The sequence below is a fragment of the Tolypothrix sp. PCC 7601 genome, from assembly GCF_025677855.1.
Classification (GTDB): Bacteria; Cyanobacteriota; Cyanobacteriia; order Cyanobacteriales; family Nostocaceae; genus Aulosira; species Aulosira diplosiphon.
On sequence record NZ_CP064879.1, the window covers coordinates 7,061,365 to 7,077,869 of the forward strand.

The following is a 16,505-nucleotide window of genomic DNA, read 5'->3' on the forward strand; positions in this document are numbered from 1 at the left end:
CTAGCCATTCTTTCTGGCTTACACCAGCATAGATAAAACTTTTGTCGTGATGTCAAGGGTCAAAAGTCAAAGGTTATTTTTACCCTTCCTCCTGGTGTCTCATTACCCAGTCCCCAGTACCCAGTCCCCAGTACCCAATCCCCAACCCCACCGTGAACAATGAGTCACCTTCCTTGCAAGTAAAAGATATTGGCGAACAAGGGCTGTTAGCCATATTGCAGCGCTTTTGTCCTCAAGAGATTATTGGCGATGATGCAGCAGTGCTTGTCACTACACCAGAACAATCTTTGGTGGTGACCACAGATGTCTTAGTTGATGGTGTGCATTTTAGTAATGTCACCACTTCACCAGAAGATGCTGGCTGGCGGGCGGCGGCGGCTAATTTATCAGATTTGGCAGCGATGGGTGCAACACCCTTAGGGATCACTGTAGGATTAGCGCTTCCAGGGGATATAAGTGTCAGTTGGGTTGAGCGCTTGTATCAGGGAATGACAGAATGCCTGCAAAAGTACAATACTCCAATTGTTGGTGGTGATATTGTGCGATCGCCTGTGACGACTCTGTCAATTACCGCTTTTGGTCAAGCCTACCCTCATCAAATTATCCGTCGCTCTACTGCAAAAGTAGGAGATGCGATCGCAATTACAGGTGTACATGGAGCCTCTCGTGCAGGCTTAGAGATGCTCTTAAATCCGGAAATAGGACAAAACCTCAAAGATACAGACAAGGCGGCTTTAATCACCGCACACCAGCGTCCTCAGCCACGATTAGATATCTTACCCATCCTCTGGAATATCTTCAATTCCCAATCCAAAATCCCAAATCTCAAATCTCAAATTGCTGTTGCGGGGATGGACAGCAGCGATGGTTTGGCTGATGCAGTTTTACAAATCTGCCGTGCTAGTCATGTTGGCGCTATTCTGGAAGCCAAGCAAATTCCTTTACCACGAGCATTTGCTAACTGGCTAACTCCAGAACAAGCTATAAATTACGCCTTATACGGCGGCGAAGATTTTGAATTAGTGCTGTGTTTACCACCAGATGCTGCATCAGCCTTAGTGGCACAAATAGGCCAAGATGCAGCAATTATTGGCACAATTACATCAGGAACAAAAGTAGTATTACACCATGAAAATACAGAAATCCCTGACCAAATTTTAAATCTGAATCAGGGATTTCAACATTTTTAGTTATTAGTCATTTTTTGAAATACCAATGACTCATAACTAATGACAAATTACTGCCATTTTTCAGCTACTAGTTCTGCCAAATCGAGAACTCGTTGGCTGTAACCCCACTCGTTATCGTACCAAGCCATGACTTTTACTAAGTCATTACCCATAACCAGAGTCAAGCTAGCATCAACAATTGAAGAAGCATCAGTACCTTGGTAATCAGACGAAACTAGTTGTAGTTCACTGTAATCTAAAATCCCTTTGAGTGACCCTTCGGCAGCATCTTTGAGGGCTTGGTTAACTTCTTCAGTAATAGTACGCTTCTCAACCTGAACTACGAAATCTACCATTGAGACGTTTGGGGTAGGTACACGTAAGGCAACACCATTTAGCTTGCCTTTCAGGTCTGGGATCACTAGTGCTACTGCCTTTGCTGCACCAGTAGAGGTTGGTACAATGTTGATGGCTGCTGCCCTAGCACGGCGGACATCACGGTGAGAAGCGTCTAGCAAGCGCTGGTCACCTGTGTAGCTGTGAGTGGTAGTCATCGTACCTTTGATGATGCCAAATTTTTCATTTAAAACTTTGGCAATCGGAGCCAAGCAATTTGTGGTACAGCTAGCATTACTGATGATGTGGTGTTTGTTGTGGTCATAATCATGATGATTCACACCAATCACAAAGGTACCATCTTCATTTTTGCCGGGAGCAGTAATCAAAACTTTTTTGGCTCCAGCATTGACATGCTTGAGCGCTCCTTCTTTGCTGGTGAAAACACCCGTTGCTTCGATAATTAGGTCAATTCCCCAATCCCTCCAGGGCAAGTTTTCTGGATTGCGATCGGATACACATTTAATTGTTTTACCGTTAACGGTGATAGAGTTATCATCCGCTGAAATGTCAACATCCTTTAACTTTCCTAACATCGAGTCATACTTCAGCAGGTGAGCGTTAGTTCTCGGGTCGGATGTGTCATTGATAGCCACAAGGTCGATGTTGCTATTCTTTCTACCCACCCAACAGCGTGCAAAGTTGCGCCCAATTCGCCCGAAACCGTTGATTGCGACTCTAATCACAGTGTCTTGCCCTCTGTATTTATGCCTATAAGTTTATATCGTTGACCCCAATCATATCGCAAAGGGGGGGAGCATTTATAACCACAAAGTGTTAGATCCAGAAAAAAACACATAATTTATTCAGATTTATTTTGTGTAAAGGTTGTGAGTCGCGATATAAACTCGCACCGGCTCTGCAACTAAATATCTAATAGATTGGCGATCGCGAATTAATTGGCGAATGAGGCTTGACGAAACTCCTACTAAAGGTATATGCAATAGTTGCCAGTCAATGCGGATTGACTGATTTCTTAGTTGGTGTTCGACTTGCTTGCAGATTAACTCACTTTGAGCTATATTCTCACCACCAAGGAGTCTAGGTGCAATCAACCAATCACACATTTGTGTGAGTTCATGTCTACGGTGCCAACGGGGTAAGGTTTGGAAGGTATCCAAACCTACAATCCAGTACCAGTGAGTATTAGGATAATCAGCAGCTAAATCGATCAGGGTGTTGATAGCGTAGGATGTTTCAGGGGTATTTACTTCAATTAATGAAACCGTAAAAGCTGGGTTGTCTTTTGTAGCTAGCTTGAGCATTTCTAAGCGATGCTGAAACGCAACCGCTTGTTTATGGGGGGGATTTAGTGACGGTACCCAAATTATCTGTTCGACAGGGACTTGATGCAAAGCTGTTTCGGCTATGAGCAAGTGTCCCCAATGAACAGGATCAAATGTGCCACCAAAAATTGCTAGTTGCTGCATCCACTTAAGTTGGGAATTCTATTCAATTTCAGAAAAGTTTCATTATCAATGTACTATTGTAGTCAACTCAAGCCTAAGGTTTATGTCATTTAAAAGCGACTTAACCAAAAATGTACTATTGTAGCCAATTCTAGTAAGGACAAGAAAAATATGTATTTCTCATTACAAGAATTTCTTTCCCGATGTGGCGGAAAATTTCCGAATAATCATAAGATAAACTTCAGAAATTACAAAAACCTCTAACGAAGGTAAAATCATTCTCAACAAAAAAAAGCAGAGGGGAAAAATTTACGAAACCTCAAAAATTAAATACATACAGGAGTAGTTACAGTAAAAATCAAATTCCTGTTATGATACGCGTGTCATTTGTGATTATGGTGTGGTGTGGTGTAAGAGGAGTAATCAATGAGTAATAATTCTGTAGATTTTAGCGGTAGACCATTTCATTTCATTGGGATCGGCGGTATTGGAATGTCTGCTCTGGCATACGTTCTTGCTAAACGTCAATTACCAGTATCAGGTTCAGATTTACGCCCGAACCATATAACAAGAAAATTAGAATCTATCGGCACACATATTTTTAGTAGACAAGAGGCAAGTAATCTCGAATTCTTTCGCCCTCTAGTATCTTCAGGAGTAGGATTAAACTCACGCTTAGAATCAAATAGCAGTAACAACACAACACTGCCGCAAGTAATTTGTTCAACAGCAATTAACACCACTAATTTAGAATACAAAGCAGCACTAGAATTGGGATGCCCAATATTACATCGTTCAGATGTACTAGCTGCTTTAATTGCTGATTACCACAGCATTGCTGTGGCTGGTACCCACGGTAAAACTACAACTAGCAGTATGATTGGCTATATGCTGCTCCAAGCTGGTTTAGATCCAACTATTTTGGTGGGTGGCGAAGTCAATGCTTGGGAAGGCAATGCCAGATTGGGAGAAAGCCGATATTTAGTTGCAGAAGCAGATGAATCCGATGGTTCTTTGGTAAAACACGCTCCAGCAATTGGTGTGATTACTAATATTGAACTAGATCATCCCGACCATTATGAAACATTAGAAGAAGTTGTTAATATCTTCCAAGAGTTTGCTCAAGGATGCCAAACCTTAATAGGTAGCATTGATTGTGCAACAGTGCGCGATCGCCTAAAACCAACCATCACCTACAGCCTACACCCCGATAGCAACGCTGACTATACTGTCACTAACATTGACTATCGTGCTGATGGTACTACTGCCTTAGTTTGGGAACGCGGCAAAGCTTTAGGAATGTTGAATTTGCGACTACTCGGTCGGCACAACCTCAGCAACGCTCTAGCATCTGTAGCTGTCGGTCGATTTGTAGGACTAGAATTTGGGGAAATTGCTAAAGGTATTGCCACCTTTGAAGGCGCAAGACGGCGCTTTGAGTTTCGCGGTGAAGTCGATGGTATTACCTTTATCGATGACTACGCTCATCACCCCAGCGAAATTCGTGCTACTCTCGCAGCGGCCCGCCTGCAAGCAAGACCTGGGCAACGAGTTGTGGCGATTTTTCAACCCCATCGCTATAGTCGCACATTAACATTTTTAGCAGAATTTGCAGAATCCTTTACTCATGCTGATTTGGTAGTGCTAACTGATATTTACAGTGCTGGAGAACCTAATTTAGGGCAAGTCAGCGGTGAAATGTTGGCAGCAGCAATTGCGAAACAGCATCCACAGGTTGTCTATCAACCTACATTGAATGCAGTAGAAGAATATCTACTCAAGGCTTTGCGTCCAGGGGATTTAGCGCTGTTTCTCGGTGCTGGAAACTTAAATCAGACAATTCCTGATGTGATTGCGACACTGCGCGAACCAGCAACAGCCACATCATAATTGTTGACAATGGCTAGGTTTAATTTGGGAAACAAGTGTCTTGTGACCCGGCACTCTTTTCGCAAAATTTTATAGTACAGCCGTATTGTTACGGCGGAAAAATGTAAAAATTTTACTCAATCGACCGAAAGATGACAATCTCCCAGGCAGCTGGCAGCGTCTGCACAGTTTCTACTTTAACTTCAGAGAAACAGGAAACAGCTAATTCCGTCAAAAATCAGGTAATTTGCTTGCCTGACACTGATTGTGCAATCAAATCCCAAGCTTCCTTGTCAGCGTTTACTTCCTATAGAGTGGGTGGAGCTGCTGAATTGTATGTAGCCCCCCGCAACGTAGAAGCACTGCAAGCAAGCATGAAGTATGCAAAAGAACATGAGATTCCAGTGACAATACTGGGTGCAGGTTCTAATTTATTAGTGAGCGATCGCGGTTTACCCGGACTAGTGATTGCCACTCGTCATTTGCGATATAGCCACTTTGACCCCCAAACAGGGCAATTAACTGTCGCTGCGGGCGAATCAATTCCCAGCTTGGCATGGCAAGCCGCAGATTTAGGTTGGGAAGGCCTAGAATGGGCGGTTGGTATCCCGGGAACCGTGGGCGGCGCAGTGGTCATGAATGCTGGGGCACACAATAGCTGTACTGCAGATATGTTAATCAGCGCTCAGGTATTGTCACCTGATGGCACAATCGCAACTTTGACTCCAGAGCAGTTAGGTTATGCCTACCGCACTTCATTATTACAAGGTAGCGATCATATAGTTACTCAAGCAACCTTCCAATTGCGTCCTGGTGCTGACCCAGCAAAAGTAATTGCTGTCACCAAGGAGCATAAACAACACCGATTGAGCACCCAACCCTACAACTACCCTAGTTGTGGTAGCGTCTTCCGCAATCCCAAACCTTACTCTGCTGGCTGGTTAATTGAACAAACAGGGTTAAAAGGTTTCCAAATTGGGGGAGCGCAAGTTGCACAACTCCACGCTAATTTTATCGTTAACCGTGGTGGGGCAAAAGCTAGCGATATCTTCTCCCTGATCCGTCATATTCAGCACCAAGTGCAAGACCAGTGGTCAATTTGGTTAGAGCCAGAAGTCAAAATGCTCGGAGACTTTCAATTAGCTTGTTGATCGGGAGATATCCAGACTAGAGGCTAGTCAAGCTCTGCGGCAGTCAACGCTTTTTGCTGGTTTTTGAGCCAGGATCATCCCTAATCACTAGCCCCTAGCCCCTTATCGTCATCCGTAGCATTAATTATCAGTAAAAAAATAGGCAATTTGCCTACCGCATCTATAATTGAATTTGATTTGTTATTGAACGCACACGCGGACTATTTATTATGACAGGAAAAGGACAGGGTTTCGGCTTTGGCTTGGGAAAAATGAAAGAACTGGCCGAAGCTTTCAAAAAAGCGCAGCAAGTTCAAGAAGGCGCAAAGCGGCTCCAAGAAGAGTTGGAGCAAATGGAGATTCAAGGAGAGTCTGGCGGTGGTCTGATCAAGGTAATTGTCAGTGGCAACCAAGAACCCAAGCGCGTGGAAATTTCTCCAGAAGCTTTGGGAGAAGGTGCAGAAGTACTGTCCGATTTGGTAACAGTAGCCATGAAAGATGCTTACAACAAGTCCACAGCTACCATGCGGGAACGTATGGAAGATTTGACCAGTGGACTAGAACTGCCGGGATTTTAGTCATTAGTCGTTAGTCATTCGTCATTAGTCCTAAATCATAATAGTTGTGGACAAATGACAAATGACTAAGGACAAAGGACACAAGATATTTATGCCCTACAAGCTACTATTTGTCTGCCTGGGTAATATCTGTCGCTCGCCATCGGCAGAAAATATTATGACTCATCTCATCGAACAGGCAGACTTGAGCGATGAGATTATTTGCGATTCTGCTGGTACCTCCAGCTATCACATTGGGAGCCCGCCTGACCGTCGCATGAGTGCTGCGGCTGCTAAAAAATTAGGGATTAAACTGCGCGGTCATGCTCGCCAGTTCCAGAAAACTGATTTTCAAGATTTTGACTTAATTTTGGCGATGGATCGGGAAAATTACGACAATATCTTGGCTTTGGCTGCAACACCGCAAGACCGCGATCGCGTCCATTTGATTTGTGATTTTTGTTCTCACTATACCTTAAAAGAAGTACCTGACCCTTATTACGGTGGTAGTGACGGCTTCGAGCAAGTAATTGATTTACTGGTTGATGCTTGTGAAGGTCTGCTTAAATATGTTTTAAGTCAGCAAGCACGCTCTTAAACATTGCTTGCAATATCAGAGATTGATTCACAGCAATTTTTCTGATTTTTGAGCAGGTAAAAATATCTCTTCTTACTGATGACTGAAGTCAGAGACCTGGGACATTGATTTACAGAGTGTAATATTAGTCTATCTGACTCAGCACTTCCTCAGTAATCTACACAATCTTTTATTCGACTAGACCATGCTTCATTGCAAACCGTACCAGTTCGGCGCGGTTGCTTGTTGCTGTTTTCCTCAATAAACTACTCACATACTTTTCTACAGTCCGCGCACTCAGATGTAACTGATGACCCATTTCGGCATTTGAAAGCCCATGAGTTAAAAGTTCTAACACTTCTTGTTCTCTAGGTGTGAGATCTGAGATCATTGGCGATTTCTGAACTTGAGTCATTTGAGATGACTGGGCTGTCATTGGTTTTATTGATTGAGAATTGCCCAAATTTTCTTGTTCAGAAAAACGGTACTCTGATTGAATAATTTGCGATCGCTCTAACAAATTGCGAATAGCAGCGGCTAACTCTTCTAGCTCAAAAGGTTTGGGTAAGTACAAATCACACCCCGACTGATATCCCAGAATCCTTTCCTGAGTCTTTGTCCGCGCTGTTAATAAAATTACAGGTAATAAACGGAACTTTGATTGTTGACGTACTCGGCGCACCAGTTCATAGCCATTCATTCGTGGCATGACAATATCGGTGACAATTAGATCGGGATGATACTCTTCCACCATCAACAAAGCCTCTTGACCGTCATTAGCGGTGATTACTGAATAGCCAGAGAGTTCAAGATAATCGCTAATAGACAGACGAGTGCCCAGATCATCATCCACTACAAGGATCATCAAGGGCATGGACAGTACACCCCTAGCATTGGTTTGACTTGGCAATTGACTCTTATGAGCACTATTAGTGAACACAGGCGATAATAGTGTGTTCTTATGTTTCATACTATGACAGGTTTAACAATTAATTACTGCCTCAGGACTGATTTATTAAGAAAAACTTAAATCTTTAGAAATTGTTAAAGAAATGTAACACGCTCTGAAATTTTATTAATGGAGAACTGTAGAAAATTTTGTACTTCATCACAAATAACCAAAACGTTAGAGTAATCTTTTACCTTACTGTAAATTACAATTTACTAAATCAACAGTCTGATTGAGGCAAAAGTTGGCAGAAAATTCTAACTTGAAAATAGCGTTGACTGTTGAGTGTTGACTGGGAAGAGAGATTTTCATGTTTAGTTGTGGTTTTTTCCGTTGAAGGGCTAGTTTGAGCAGTAAAAAAAGCTAAATTAATAAGATGAGTCTGATATCCATAGTCACCAGATATAGTGGTTTAATATAGCCCTGATAAATTTATCAGCTAGTTCAAACGATTATTTAGATAAATTTTACAACTGTACAATTTTCAATGAGCGACAAGAGCGAAGGTTACAAAGTAGTTAGCGACAATCGTCAAGCCCGTTATTTGTATGAAATCCTAGAAACTTACGAAGCTGGAATTCAGTTAACGGGAACCGAGGTTAAGTCCATTCGTGCAGGTAAGGTGAATCTCCAAGATGGCTATGCTTTAATTCGCAATGGCGAAGCATGGTTAATCAACGTGCATATTTCTCCTTATGTTGCTAGTGGGCAATATTTCAATCATGAGCCACGCCGTACAAGAAAACTATTACTACATCGTCAAGAACTCCGCAAGCTAATTGGCAAAGTAGAACAACAAGGTTTAACTTTAGTTCCCTTAAAAATGTACTTCAAACGCGGTTGGGTAAAAGTTAGTATAGCCCTTGGCAAAGGTAAAAAGCTCCACGACAAGCGCGACGACCTCAAACGGCGACAAGACCAACGCGACATTCAACGCGCGATCAAAAATTATTAACCAAATTGAGAGGAAACCGGAAACCAGGAAAATTAGATAAGGGACTTGCAACTAAAAAAATATCCCATTGCTTTGTAGGCAGTCCCAATAACAACAATTTCATTGCCAAGCATGAAAGTCTCAATGGAACTTTCACTCAGAACTCAGCACTTTCAGTTAGGGAGTCAGGGCAGAAACGCGATTAATCGCGTCTCAATGGACACAAGAGAGTAAAATTCCTGTTAAGTTCAGGAATTAGAATAAATTATTGTTGAGATTTCCAGAATAAAAATCAGGGAGTCAGTTGTATAAGTGGGTTGCATTTGCACCAGGTCGCATTTTTGGTCTCTGAAACATGTGACACAAAGGCAGTATGTGTTCCCTTAAAAATATTTTTATTTTCTTATAAGTAAATTTAATTGTACTTTTCTCAATATTCATAGGAGATTTCAAACTTCTTTCCTGCTTTTATATATCTCGAGTGTGAGTTACACAACTTCTGAGTTTATCGCCGCAGATTGATTTTCTTCATGTTGAGACTCGATACAGTGGTGAGTAACTTTGGAAGGGATGAGGAACTTTACCACATGAAACGGAATTTAACTAAAGCAATTGGTACTGGTGTTCTGACATTAAGTATGGGCATTTTGACCTTAACTTCACCTGTAAAAGCCCAAACTAATAGCGACACTGGAACTAGCACCGGAACTACCACAACAGCACCAACTACAACCACTTACGATCGCAATGATTTTGATTGGGGTTGGTTGGGTTTACTGGGTCTTTTAGGTTTAGCAGGTTTGACAGGTAAAAGACGTGATGATGAACCAACTCGTTATCGCGATCCCAGTACTCCAGGTGCTAGTACCTACAGAGAGTAAACAATTGATTTTGGGGTTTAAATATGGTTCGGTTAAGGGGAAAAAAATAAAGGGTGAATTCAAAGATACACCCCTTTTCCTAAATTACAAGCGATATGAAAAATGCTTAACCGAACCTGACTGCTAGTAGTGTGGCTGACAATTTGGTATGTTCAGCTGGCTGAAGGTTCAGGGTTCGTTGAATTAAACTCAGAAGTCCTATTTTGAGCTAAAGGTGTCCAGTAGCTAGCAACCAAAGCTACCAATAGCCACCAAATACTGTTCACCTCAGGACGGAACCAGACTGTATCAAAAGTACCATGAGCCAGCATACCGAGCATAGAAGCGATCGCCCCAATTAACCAAAATCCCTCGATATTGCCTAGCTGTCGTAATCGTTTGATTTGTAAGTAGCCAGTATTGAAGGTGACAATTAGTAGCCACACAAAACAGCCTAAACCAATAAAGCCTGTTTCTACAGCAATTTCTAGCAAAATTGAATAAGCACTTAAAGCGCTATAACGAGGCTGTTGGTAAAGGGGATAGATTTTATTAAAAGCATTATGACCAGGGCCAATACCTAAAACTGGGCGATCACCAATCATCTTGAAGACAGCATCCCAAACATTGCGCCGGAAGTTATTACTGCTATCTTGACGGTCAGCAAAAATACTAAAAATCCTTAGGCGTAATGGCTCAATAAATATGACTCCTAGCAGCAATATTCCTAATAAACCGCCAATCAGAATTGGCAGAGACCAAGTCCGCCAAAAAGGAGGCATTTGCAAACTTCGCCAATAAATTAGCAATGCCAATGTAGTTAATACTGCAACTACTAAACCAATCCAACCACCACGGCTAAAAGTAAGTACTAAACAGGAACTGTTAACAATTAACGCTGTTACTGCTAAAGACTTCTTATACCAGCTTTGCCATGCAAAAATTGCCACCAAGCTAAAAATTACTGCGGGAAGAAGATATCCAGCTAATAAATTGGGATTGCCTAAATAACTGTATACCCTAGTAGTTTTCGACAAAGGCGATTCTGGATCTGTCCAAGTTGCTAATGGCGGTGCGCCAAAAAACCATTGCCGCATTCCATAGACGCTCACAATTAGCGATATATGCAGATACAAGGTAATTAACCAAGAGCGCAAGCGAGACGACCTCAGTACCCTGGCACAAAGCGCAAATAGCACCAAATACAGTGTTAGAGTGACGAAATCGTTTAAGGCAGCTTTTTTGACTGGTGAGAATGCTGTTGCTATTGCCGCAACTGCCCAGTAAAGCAATACCAACAGATGGATGGGTGTTAATGATGAGGAATTTGTTGGTGTTGCTTCATCCGATAAAGTTAGCAATAGCCAAAATACTCCACAAGCTGCTAACAACAAGCCGAGTAAGGTAGTGGAAACAAAGGGAGCTAGGCAATATATGATGCTCAGTAAGGCAGATGCGATTGTGTCTCCCCACTGTAGCAAGATACTACTTTGCCGCCACGCAGATAACAGACCTACTGTAGATCTGTAGAGGTAGCTAGTAGCAAAATATTCTTTGACCGTCAAAGACGATAGAGTGAATTGTTGCCAGACTAAATTCATAAAAAACGCTGTGAGCAATTAGCACGCCCGCTTAGGACTTGGACTTAATCATAATGCGGGTAGAAATAAAATGGTAATCAAGCAAATTGTCAATGGAGAATTTGATTAACAGTCCATCATCATTATTCAGTACTGATGACTTGTAACCAGGGACTATTGCCCATAATCTGACAAATTTACTTGCGTGCTAGTTTTCACAGCTATTTAGTCATTGAGAAAATACAGTGCTGATTGTTGAGTAAAAGAAAATTTATGTTCATTCCCGATATTTTAGATACCAGCTGCTTGATGGAGGAGCTATGCGATCGCCCGCATGGGTCTAAATTAAAATAGGGGCTAGGGAATAAAGATTTTCATATTTGGTTGAAGTTTGTTCCCATCATAAGTTTGGGAAAAAGGTGTAAGGGTTTAGGGGATATTCCTTTGTTATGCTGATTTATGACATTTTTCTGGGAATTGCTGATTGGAAAAAGTGCGATATTACTGAACTATAAATCTTAGTCTCTAGTACGGCTACAAGGGTTGCAGTTGTTGGGAAGCCGTTATTTGTTTACGCTGTGCTGTACTAGTCCCTTTTTCATAATTCCAGATATAAACAGTTTTTGACGTTTACTTACATATCATTAACTGTCTCTGCGGATGTCACCGCTTGTAATGGCAAAGAAAGCACATAGCGGTATCCTGATTCTGGCGAACCTTGAATAGAAATTTGTCCCCCATGTAATTCTGCTAGCTGACAGCTAAGTAATAAGCCTAAGCTTTCCCGAGACAAACCATTTTGACGTTGAGCCACATCTACTCCTGAATTCATAGTCAAGACATCGGAGTGAGAATCATGCAAGTTTTTGGCATCCATGATTAATGGTAAGTTTGCCACTGGCTCATGATTGTCTAGATGCAGATTGTAAGGTGAGGACTCACCAGTCAGTTCCAGCAGAGTTAAGGGGCTAAGACGAAAATAGGGATCGACTTCAGTGATTCCATCTCCTAACCAAGGATGAGATACCCAAACCGTAATGTTCAACATGTTTTCTTTGTAAGAAACATGAATGCGAACAACACTACCAGTAGCAGACATCTGAATCACGCTAAAAATTAGGTGATACAACATTTGTCTGACTTTATCTTTATCTAAAGGACAAATGCGGCTGTGTCCAGGTTCTATAGATAAACGAATATCTTGCTCGCGGCGGTTAGCAGCTTCTTCTAGAGTATTGATGGCTTGTTGACATACCATTTCAATATCTACAGGAGCTAGATTCAAATCGCTAGAGCTTTCATTCATTGCTCCTAGTTCAGTAATTTCATTGACCAAGGACAGTAAATATCGACCGCTATGTTGAATAATATCGAGATATTCTCTTTGCTTGGTCGTTAACGGCCCATAAATCTCCCGCCCAAGCACACTAGCCATACCTAGTACAGATGTCAGAGGTGTCCGTAACTCCTGAGTTAGCTGTCCTAAAAGTTCTAGTTTGAGTTCTTTTGTCGAAAAAGAGCCTTTTTCTAAAGTAGAGGGGCTGAGTTTGATCTCACTGTTACTATCATTATTAAATGCCAAACTCAGAGGTGCTTTAGCAGCGCTAATTTCTGATTTACTCTGTAACAGCCGATTGCGCTCAAACTCACTCATGCTCCAACGCGCGATGATTTGGAGAAACTCAACGTCTCTGGTTGTAAAGTTGCGGGGTACTAAATCCATGACCTCTAATGCGCCCAGACAATGACCGGAAGCATCAATTAGTGGTGCCCCTAAGTAAGCCCGAATCCCATATTCCTGTATCAACTTGCTACCAGCAAGTACTGGGTCGGTAATCTTATGTGTATCATTAATAACTAAAAATTGAAAACTATCAACTACTTGGCTGGAAAAAGATTCCCTCCGTAATAATTGACGACTTTGTGCCAAATGATTCATCAGTCCTAGCCGAGATAGACCGACTGCTGACTTGAACCAATGACGTTCTTGATCTACAAATCCCAAAATGGAAATAGGTGCTTCCAAAAAATGAGCAGCAGTTTGAGTGGCTTCTTCAAATACGGGAATTGTTTCTGACTGCCGCAAACCCAAGTCTGACAATGCTTCTAGGCGTTGTTTTTCTTTTGGTTCTTGGGAAGCCCAACCATCCTTTAAGGCTAATAATTTGTTTTCCGGCTCTACCATTAGCATCACTACCTTGATAATTGCTCGATACTGTAGTTTATATAACCACTGTTTGTGGATTATTATTTGCTATTTTTAAGCATTCCCCAATTTAACCTCCGATCAACAATCTCAGGACAAAAATTTTCTCTGATGGCATTAATCTAGAAAGAAATCGTCTCTGACTTAGTAATTACCGATAGTCAAAATTCTCTTCAAAGTTGTGGCAATCATATTACTTTATCTTTTACTGCTAGACAGCGTTAGTTAGTCTTTTAGACTGGGTAATATAACACTAAGCAAGGATGGGACATAAAATTTGTACCATTCTTACATATATTAGGTAAATTTCTAGTGCTTAAACTGAATTTCTTTTTACCTACAATAGCTGGACGCTAGATTTTCCAAGTGCAATCTCTGGAAGAGTGGATAGTAATGTGCAAAAATTCTGCCTTATTTACTCAGCCTAATATTAGATATGTCAAAGCTGTTGATGATTGTAGGCAACATATAGTTGCAGCCATCATATCTGCTTTGGCAAAAAATATCATTACAGCCAGATTTAGGCATATTTATGATTAAAATATCGTAATTTTTCCTAATAATGAATTTTTAGTAAAAAACCGCAAATAATTGCGCCTAAGCTTGTGGAATCATGCATCAGTCACATAAATAAAACCTGAGTATTCAAATTAAAGTAATATGCCAATAAATTCAACTAGTAATAAAATTCCTTTTGTAGAGCTTAAGTTACAACATCAACCGATTCAACGTCAACTCGAAGAAGCAATTGAGGCTGTATTAACCGAAGGTGATTTTGTTTTAGGAAAAGCACTTACGGATTTTGAGACCGCATTTGCGGCAGCCTCTGGGACAAAATATGGTGTGGGTGTAGCATCTGGAACCGATGCGATCGCTCTGGGTTTGCAAGCTTGTAATATTGGTAACGGCGATGAAGTTTTGTTACCAGTGAATACTTTTGTCGCCACTTTGATTGGAGTTCTACGTGCTGGGGCCAAGCCAATTTTTGTAGATTGCGATCCCCATACTGCTTTAATTGACTTAGAAGCAGCTGCAAAAGTAGTTACGCCTTGCACTAAAGCCATTATTCCAGTGCATCTTTATGGTCAGATGGTATCGCCCCGCCAATTGTTAGACTTTGCTGACACATACAAGTTGCTAATTTTTGAAGATGCGGCCCAAGCACACCTAGCGGAACGGGAAGGATATCGTGCTGGTTCAGTGGGAATTGCAGCTGCTTATAGTTTTTACCCCAGCAAAAATTTGGGATCGTTTGGGGATGGCGGGATGTTATTGACGCGAGAAGCAGACATAGCGCAAACAATGGTGCGGTTGCGGAATTATGGCGCAGCGAAAAAGTATTTTCATACAGATTTTGGCACCAATAGCCGCCTAGATACCTTACAAGCCGCAGTATTGCTGGCAAAACTACCATATTTGCAAAATTGGAATTGCGATCGCAACAATATTGCTCAACAGTACGATCAAGAACTATTACCCTTAGCATCTGCTGGCATTCTACCGATAAAAAATGATAGCGATACAGGGCACGTATATCATCTTTATGTGATTAGAGTAGATGATGCTTGCCCCCTCTCACGGGAACAAATCCAAGAACAACTAGCAGCAAATGGCATTCAGACAGGTATTCATTATCCAATTCCCTGTCATATCCAGCCAGCATTTACTAATTTAGGTTATCAAGAGGGAGACTTCCCCCAAGCAGAAAAGCTGGCAAAACAAATATTATCCTTACCTATGTATCCCGGTTTAAGCAGTAGCCAAATTAAAGAAGTTGTGGCAGCAATTAGTTCAATTATTAGCAGTCAACAACAATTAATGTACATTTCGTAGTTGGGAATTTATTCCTGTTAATTTAAGCACTAAAGTGCTGACTACAAAAGCATTAACTACCAATAAATTTTGCAGTGCTTAACATCATGGCAATTCCACAACAACTAAAAAATACAAATACTGCACAATTGCTGAATTTGGCAATTTTTGGCGTTTTAATCCTACTTTATGCGCCTATATTGCTGCACTGGTTAGATGGTTGGTTGCATAAGAATATTAGTACAGAGCATGAGTATTTCAGCCACGGGATGATTGGTTTACCCTTTGCGGCTTATCTAGTTTGGCTAGGAAGAAAAAAATGGCAAAGACTACCAGATAGTCTCAATCCTCTAGGTGCTATTTTACTTTTAGTCGGGGGAGTTTTGTATTTAAGTGGTGTAACAGAATGGGTAAACCTTTCCTTACCCACTATCTTGGCAGGATTATGTTTATGGTTTAAGGGTATACCTGGGTTACGATTACAAGGATTCCCTTTATTATTAGTATTTTTAGCCACTCCCACAGCAGTACCTTACTTGATTACTCCTTACACTTTACCTCTACAAAGTTTTATTGCTGGGACAGCTGGTTTCATTTTGAATCAGTTTGGTATGGCAGTAACAGTAGACTCAGTAAATCTGTATGTAGGCGGCAGAATTGTGGAAGTAGCTCCCTATTGTGCTGGGTTGAAAATGTTGTTCACTACTATATATGTCAGCTTAATGCTGCTTTATTGGACAGATTCTTTATCCTCACGTCGGACAACAACTTGGTTTTTAATGGTTGCTGTGGTTATTAGTATTACTGCCAATATTATTCGTAATACTGCACTCACATTTTTTCATGGCACAGGTCAAGAAGCAGCTTTTAAATGGTTGCATGATAGTTGGGGTGGTGACCTTTATTCTGCTTGTATGCTGCTATTATTAGTGCCTTTATTGAATAAAATTAATAGTTATTTTGCAATGTTTTCAGACAAAGCATTAGAAGGTGAAAGTGAAACATAAATACAGAGTAAATCTCTACAATCTAACGCCAATATTTATTCTTTCTTAGC

Annotated in this window: 15 protein-coding genes; 10 read left to right on the forward strand and 5 right to left on the reverse strand. The window is 41.2% G+C overall.

The genetic code is table 11. The features are described 5' to 3' along the window. Positions 1-152 precede the first annotated feature (152 nt). The gene (thiL, locus tag HG267_RS28685; RefSeq protein WP_045871036.1) at positions 153-1,190 is read left to right on the forward strand and encodes a thiamine-phosphate kinase; all 1,038 of its coding nucleotides are present in this window, start codon (positions 153-155) and stop codon (positions 1,188-1,190) included. 47 nt (positions 1,191-1,237) lie between these two features. Here thiL and HG267_RS28690 read toward each other — a convergent pair whose 3' ends face one another. Next, positions 1,238-2,251 (reverse strand): type I glyceraldehyde-3-phosphate dehydrogenase, encoded by a 1,014-nt coding sequence (locus HG267_RS28690; protein ID WP_045871035.1) that lies wholly within the window; start codon positions 2,249-2,251, stop codon positions 1,238-1,240. 126 nt (positions 2,252-2,377) lie between these two features. After that, complete coding sequence (gene nadD, locus HG267_RS28695) at positions 2,378-2,995, reverse strand: nicotinate (nicotinamide) nucleotide adenylyltransferase (RefSeq protein WP_045871034.1); 618 nt, start codon at positions 2,993-2,995, stop codon at positions 2,378-2,380. A gap of 405 nt (positions 2,996-3,400) precedes the next feature. Between nadD and murC the strand changes: the two genes are divergently transcribed. From murC to HG267_RS28715, 4 genes are all read left to right on the forward strand, one after another. Then, a complete protein-coding gene (gene murC, locus HG267_RS28700) occupies positions 3,401-4,864 on the forward strand; it encodes a UDP-N-acetylmuramate--L-alanine ligase (protein ID WP_045871033.1) in 1,464 nt (487 codons plus the stop codon). 131 nt (positions 4,865-4,995) lie between these two features. Next, on the forward strand, positions 4,996-5,994 hold the full coding sequence (gene murB / locus HG267_RS28705) for a UDP-N-acetylmuramate dehydrogenase (RefSeq protein WP_045871032.1): 999 nt from the start codon (positions 4,996-4,998) through the stop codon (positions 5,992-5,994). Between the two features lie 209 nt (positions 5,995-6,203). Beyond that, positions 6,204-6,551 carry a YbaB/EbfC family nucleoid-associated protein gene (locus tag HG267_RS28710; RefSeq protein WP_045871031.1) on the forward strand — a complete coding sequence of 116 codons (348 nt, stop codon included), beginning with the start codon at positions 6,204-6,206 and terminating at the stop codon, positions 6,549-6,551. 91 nt (positions 6,552-6,642) lie between these two features. Beyond that, on the forward strand, positions 6,643-7,128 hold the full coding sequence (locus HG267_RS28715; protein ID WP_071989411.1) for a low molecular weight protein-tyrosine-phosphatase: 486 nt from the start codon (positions 6,643-6,645) through the stop codon (positions 7,126-7,128). Between the two features lie 169 nt (positions 7,129-7,297). On the opposite strand, the gene HG267_RS28720 is transcribed toward HG267_RS28715, so the two are convergent. Then, on the reverse strand, positions 7,298-7,981 hold the full coding sequence (locus tag HG267_RS28720; protein WP_045871029.1) for a response regulator transcription factor: 684 nt from the start codon (positions 7,979-7,981) through the stop codon (positions 7,298-7,300). A 562-nt stretch (positions 7,982-8,543) separates the two neighbouring features. Between HG267_RS28720 and smpB the strand changes: the two genes are divergently transcribed. Both smpB and HG267_RS28730 read left to right on the forward strand, forming a co-directional pair. Then, entirely contained in the window at positions 8,544-9,011 is a 468-nt protein-coding gene (gene smpB, locus HG267_RS28725; protein WP_045871028.1) for an SsrA-binding protein SmpB, read from the forward strand. A gap of 566 nt (positions 9,012-9,577) precedes the next feature. Continuing rightward, positions 9,578-9,871 (forward strand): WGxxGxxG family protein, encoded by a 294-nt coding sequence (locus HG267_RS28730; RefSeq protein ID WP_045871027.1) that lies wholly within the window; start codon positions 9,578-9,580, stop codon positions 9,869-9,871. 152 nt (positions 9,872-10,023) lie between these two features. On the opposite strand, the gene HG267_RS28735 is transcribed toward HG267_RS28730, so the two are convergent. Beyond that, positions 10,024-11,451 (reverse strand): IctB family putative bicarbonate transporter, encoded by a 1,428-nt coding sequence (locus HG267_RS28735; protein ID WP_045871026.1) that lies wholly within the window; start codon positions 11,449-11,451, stop codon positions 10,024-10,026. Positions 11,452-12,064: 613 nt separating this feature from the next. After that, positions 12,065-13,615: a GAF domain-containing sensor histidine kinase gene (locus HG267_RS28740; RefSeq protein WP_045871025.1), complete on the reverse strand. Its 1,551-nt coding sequence runs from the start codon at positions 13,613-13,615 to the stop codon at positions 12,065-12,067. 414 nt (positions 13,616-14,029) lie between these two features. Here HG267_RS28740 and HG267_RS28745 point away from each other — a divergent pair, with 414 nt between their 5' ends. The 3 genes from HG267_RS28745 (at position 14,030) to crtB (ending at position 16,455) form a co-directional block, all read left to right on the forward strand. Further along, a complete protein-coding gene (locus HG267_RS28745) occupies positions 14,030-14,176 on the forward strand; it encodes a hypothetical protein (RefSeq protein WP_155539296.1) in 147 nt (48 codons plus the stop codon). Between the two features lie 120 nt (positions 14,177-14,296). After that, positions 14,297-15,469, forward strand: coding sequence for a DegT/DnrJ/EryC1/StrS family aminotransferase (locus HG267_RS28750; protein WP_045871024.1), 1,173 nt, complete (start codon positions 14,297-14,299; stop codon positions 15,467-15,469). A gap of 86 nt (positions 15,470-15,555) precedes the next feature. Beyond that, entirely contained in the window at positions 15,556-16,455 is a 900-nt protein-coding gene (gene crtB, locus HG267_RS28755; RefSeq protein ID WP_045871023.1) for a cyanoexosortase B, read from the forward strand. Positions 16,456-16,505 lie beyond the last annotated feature (50 nt).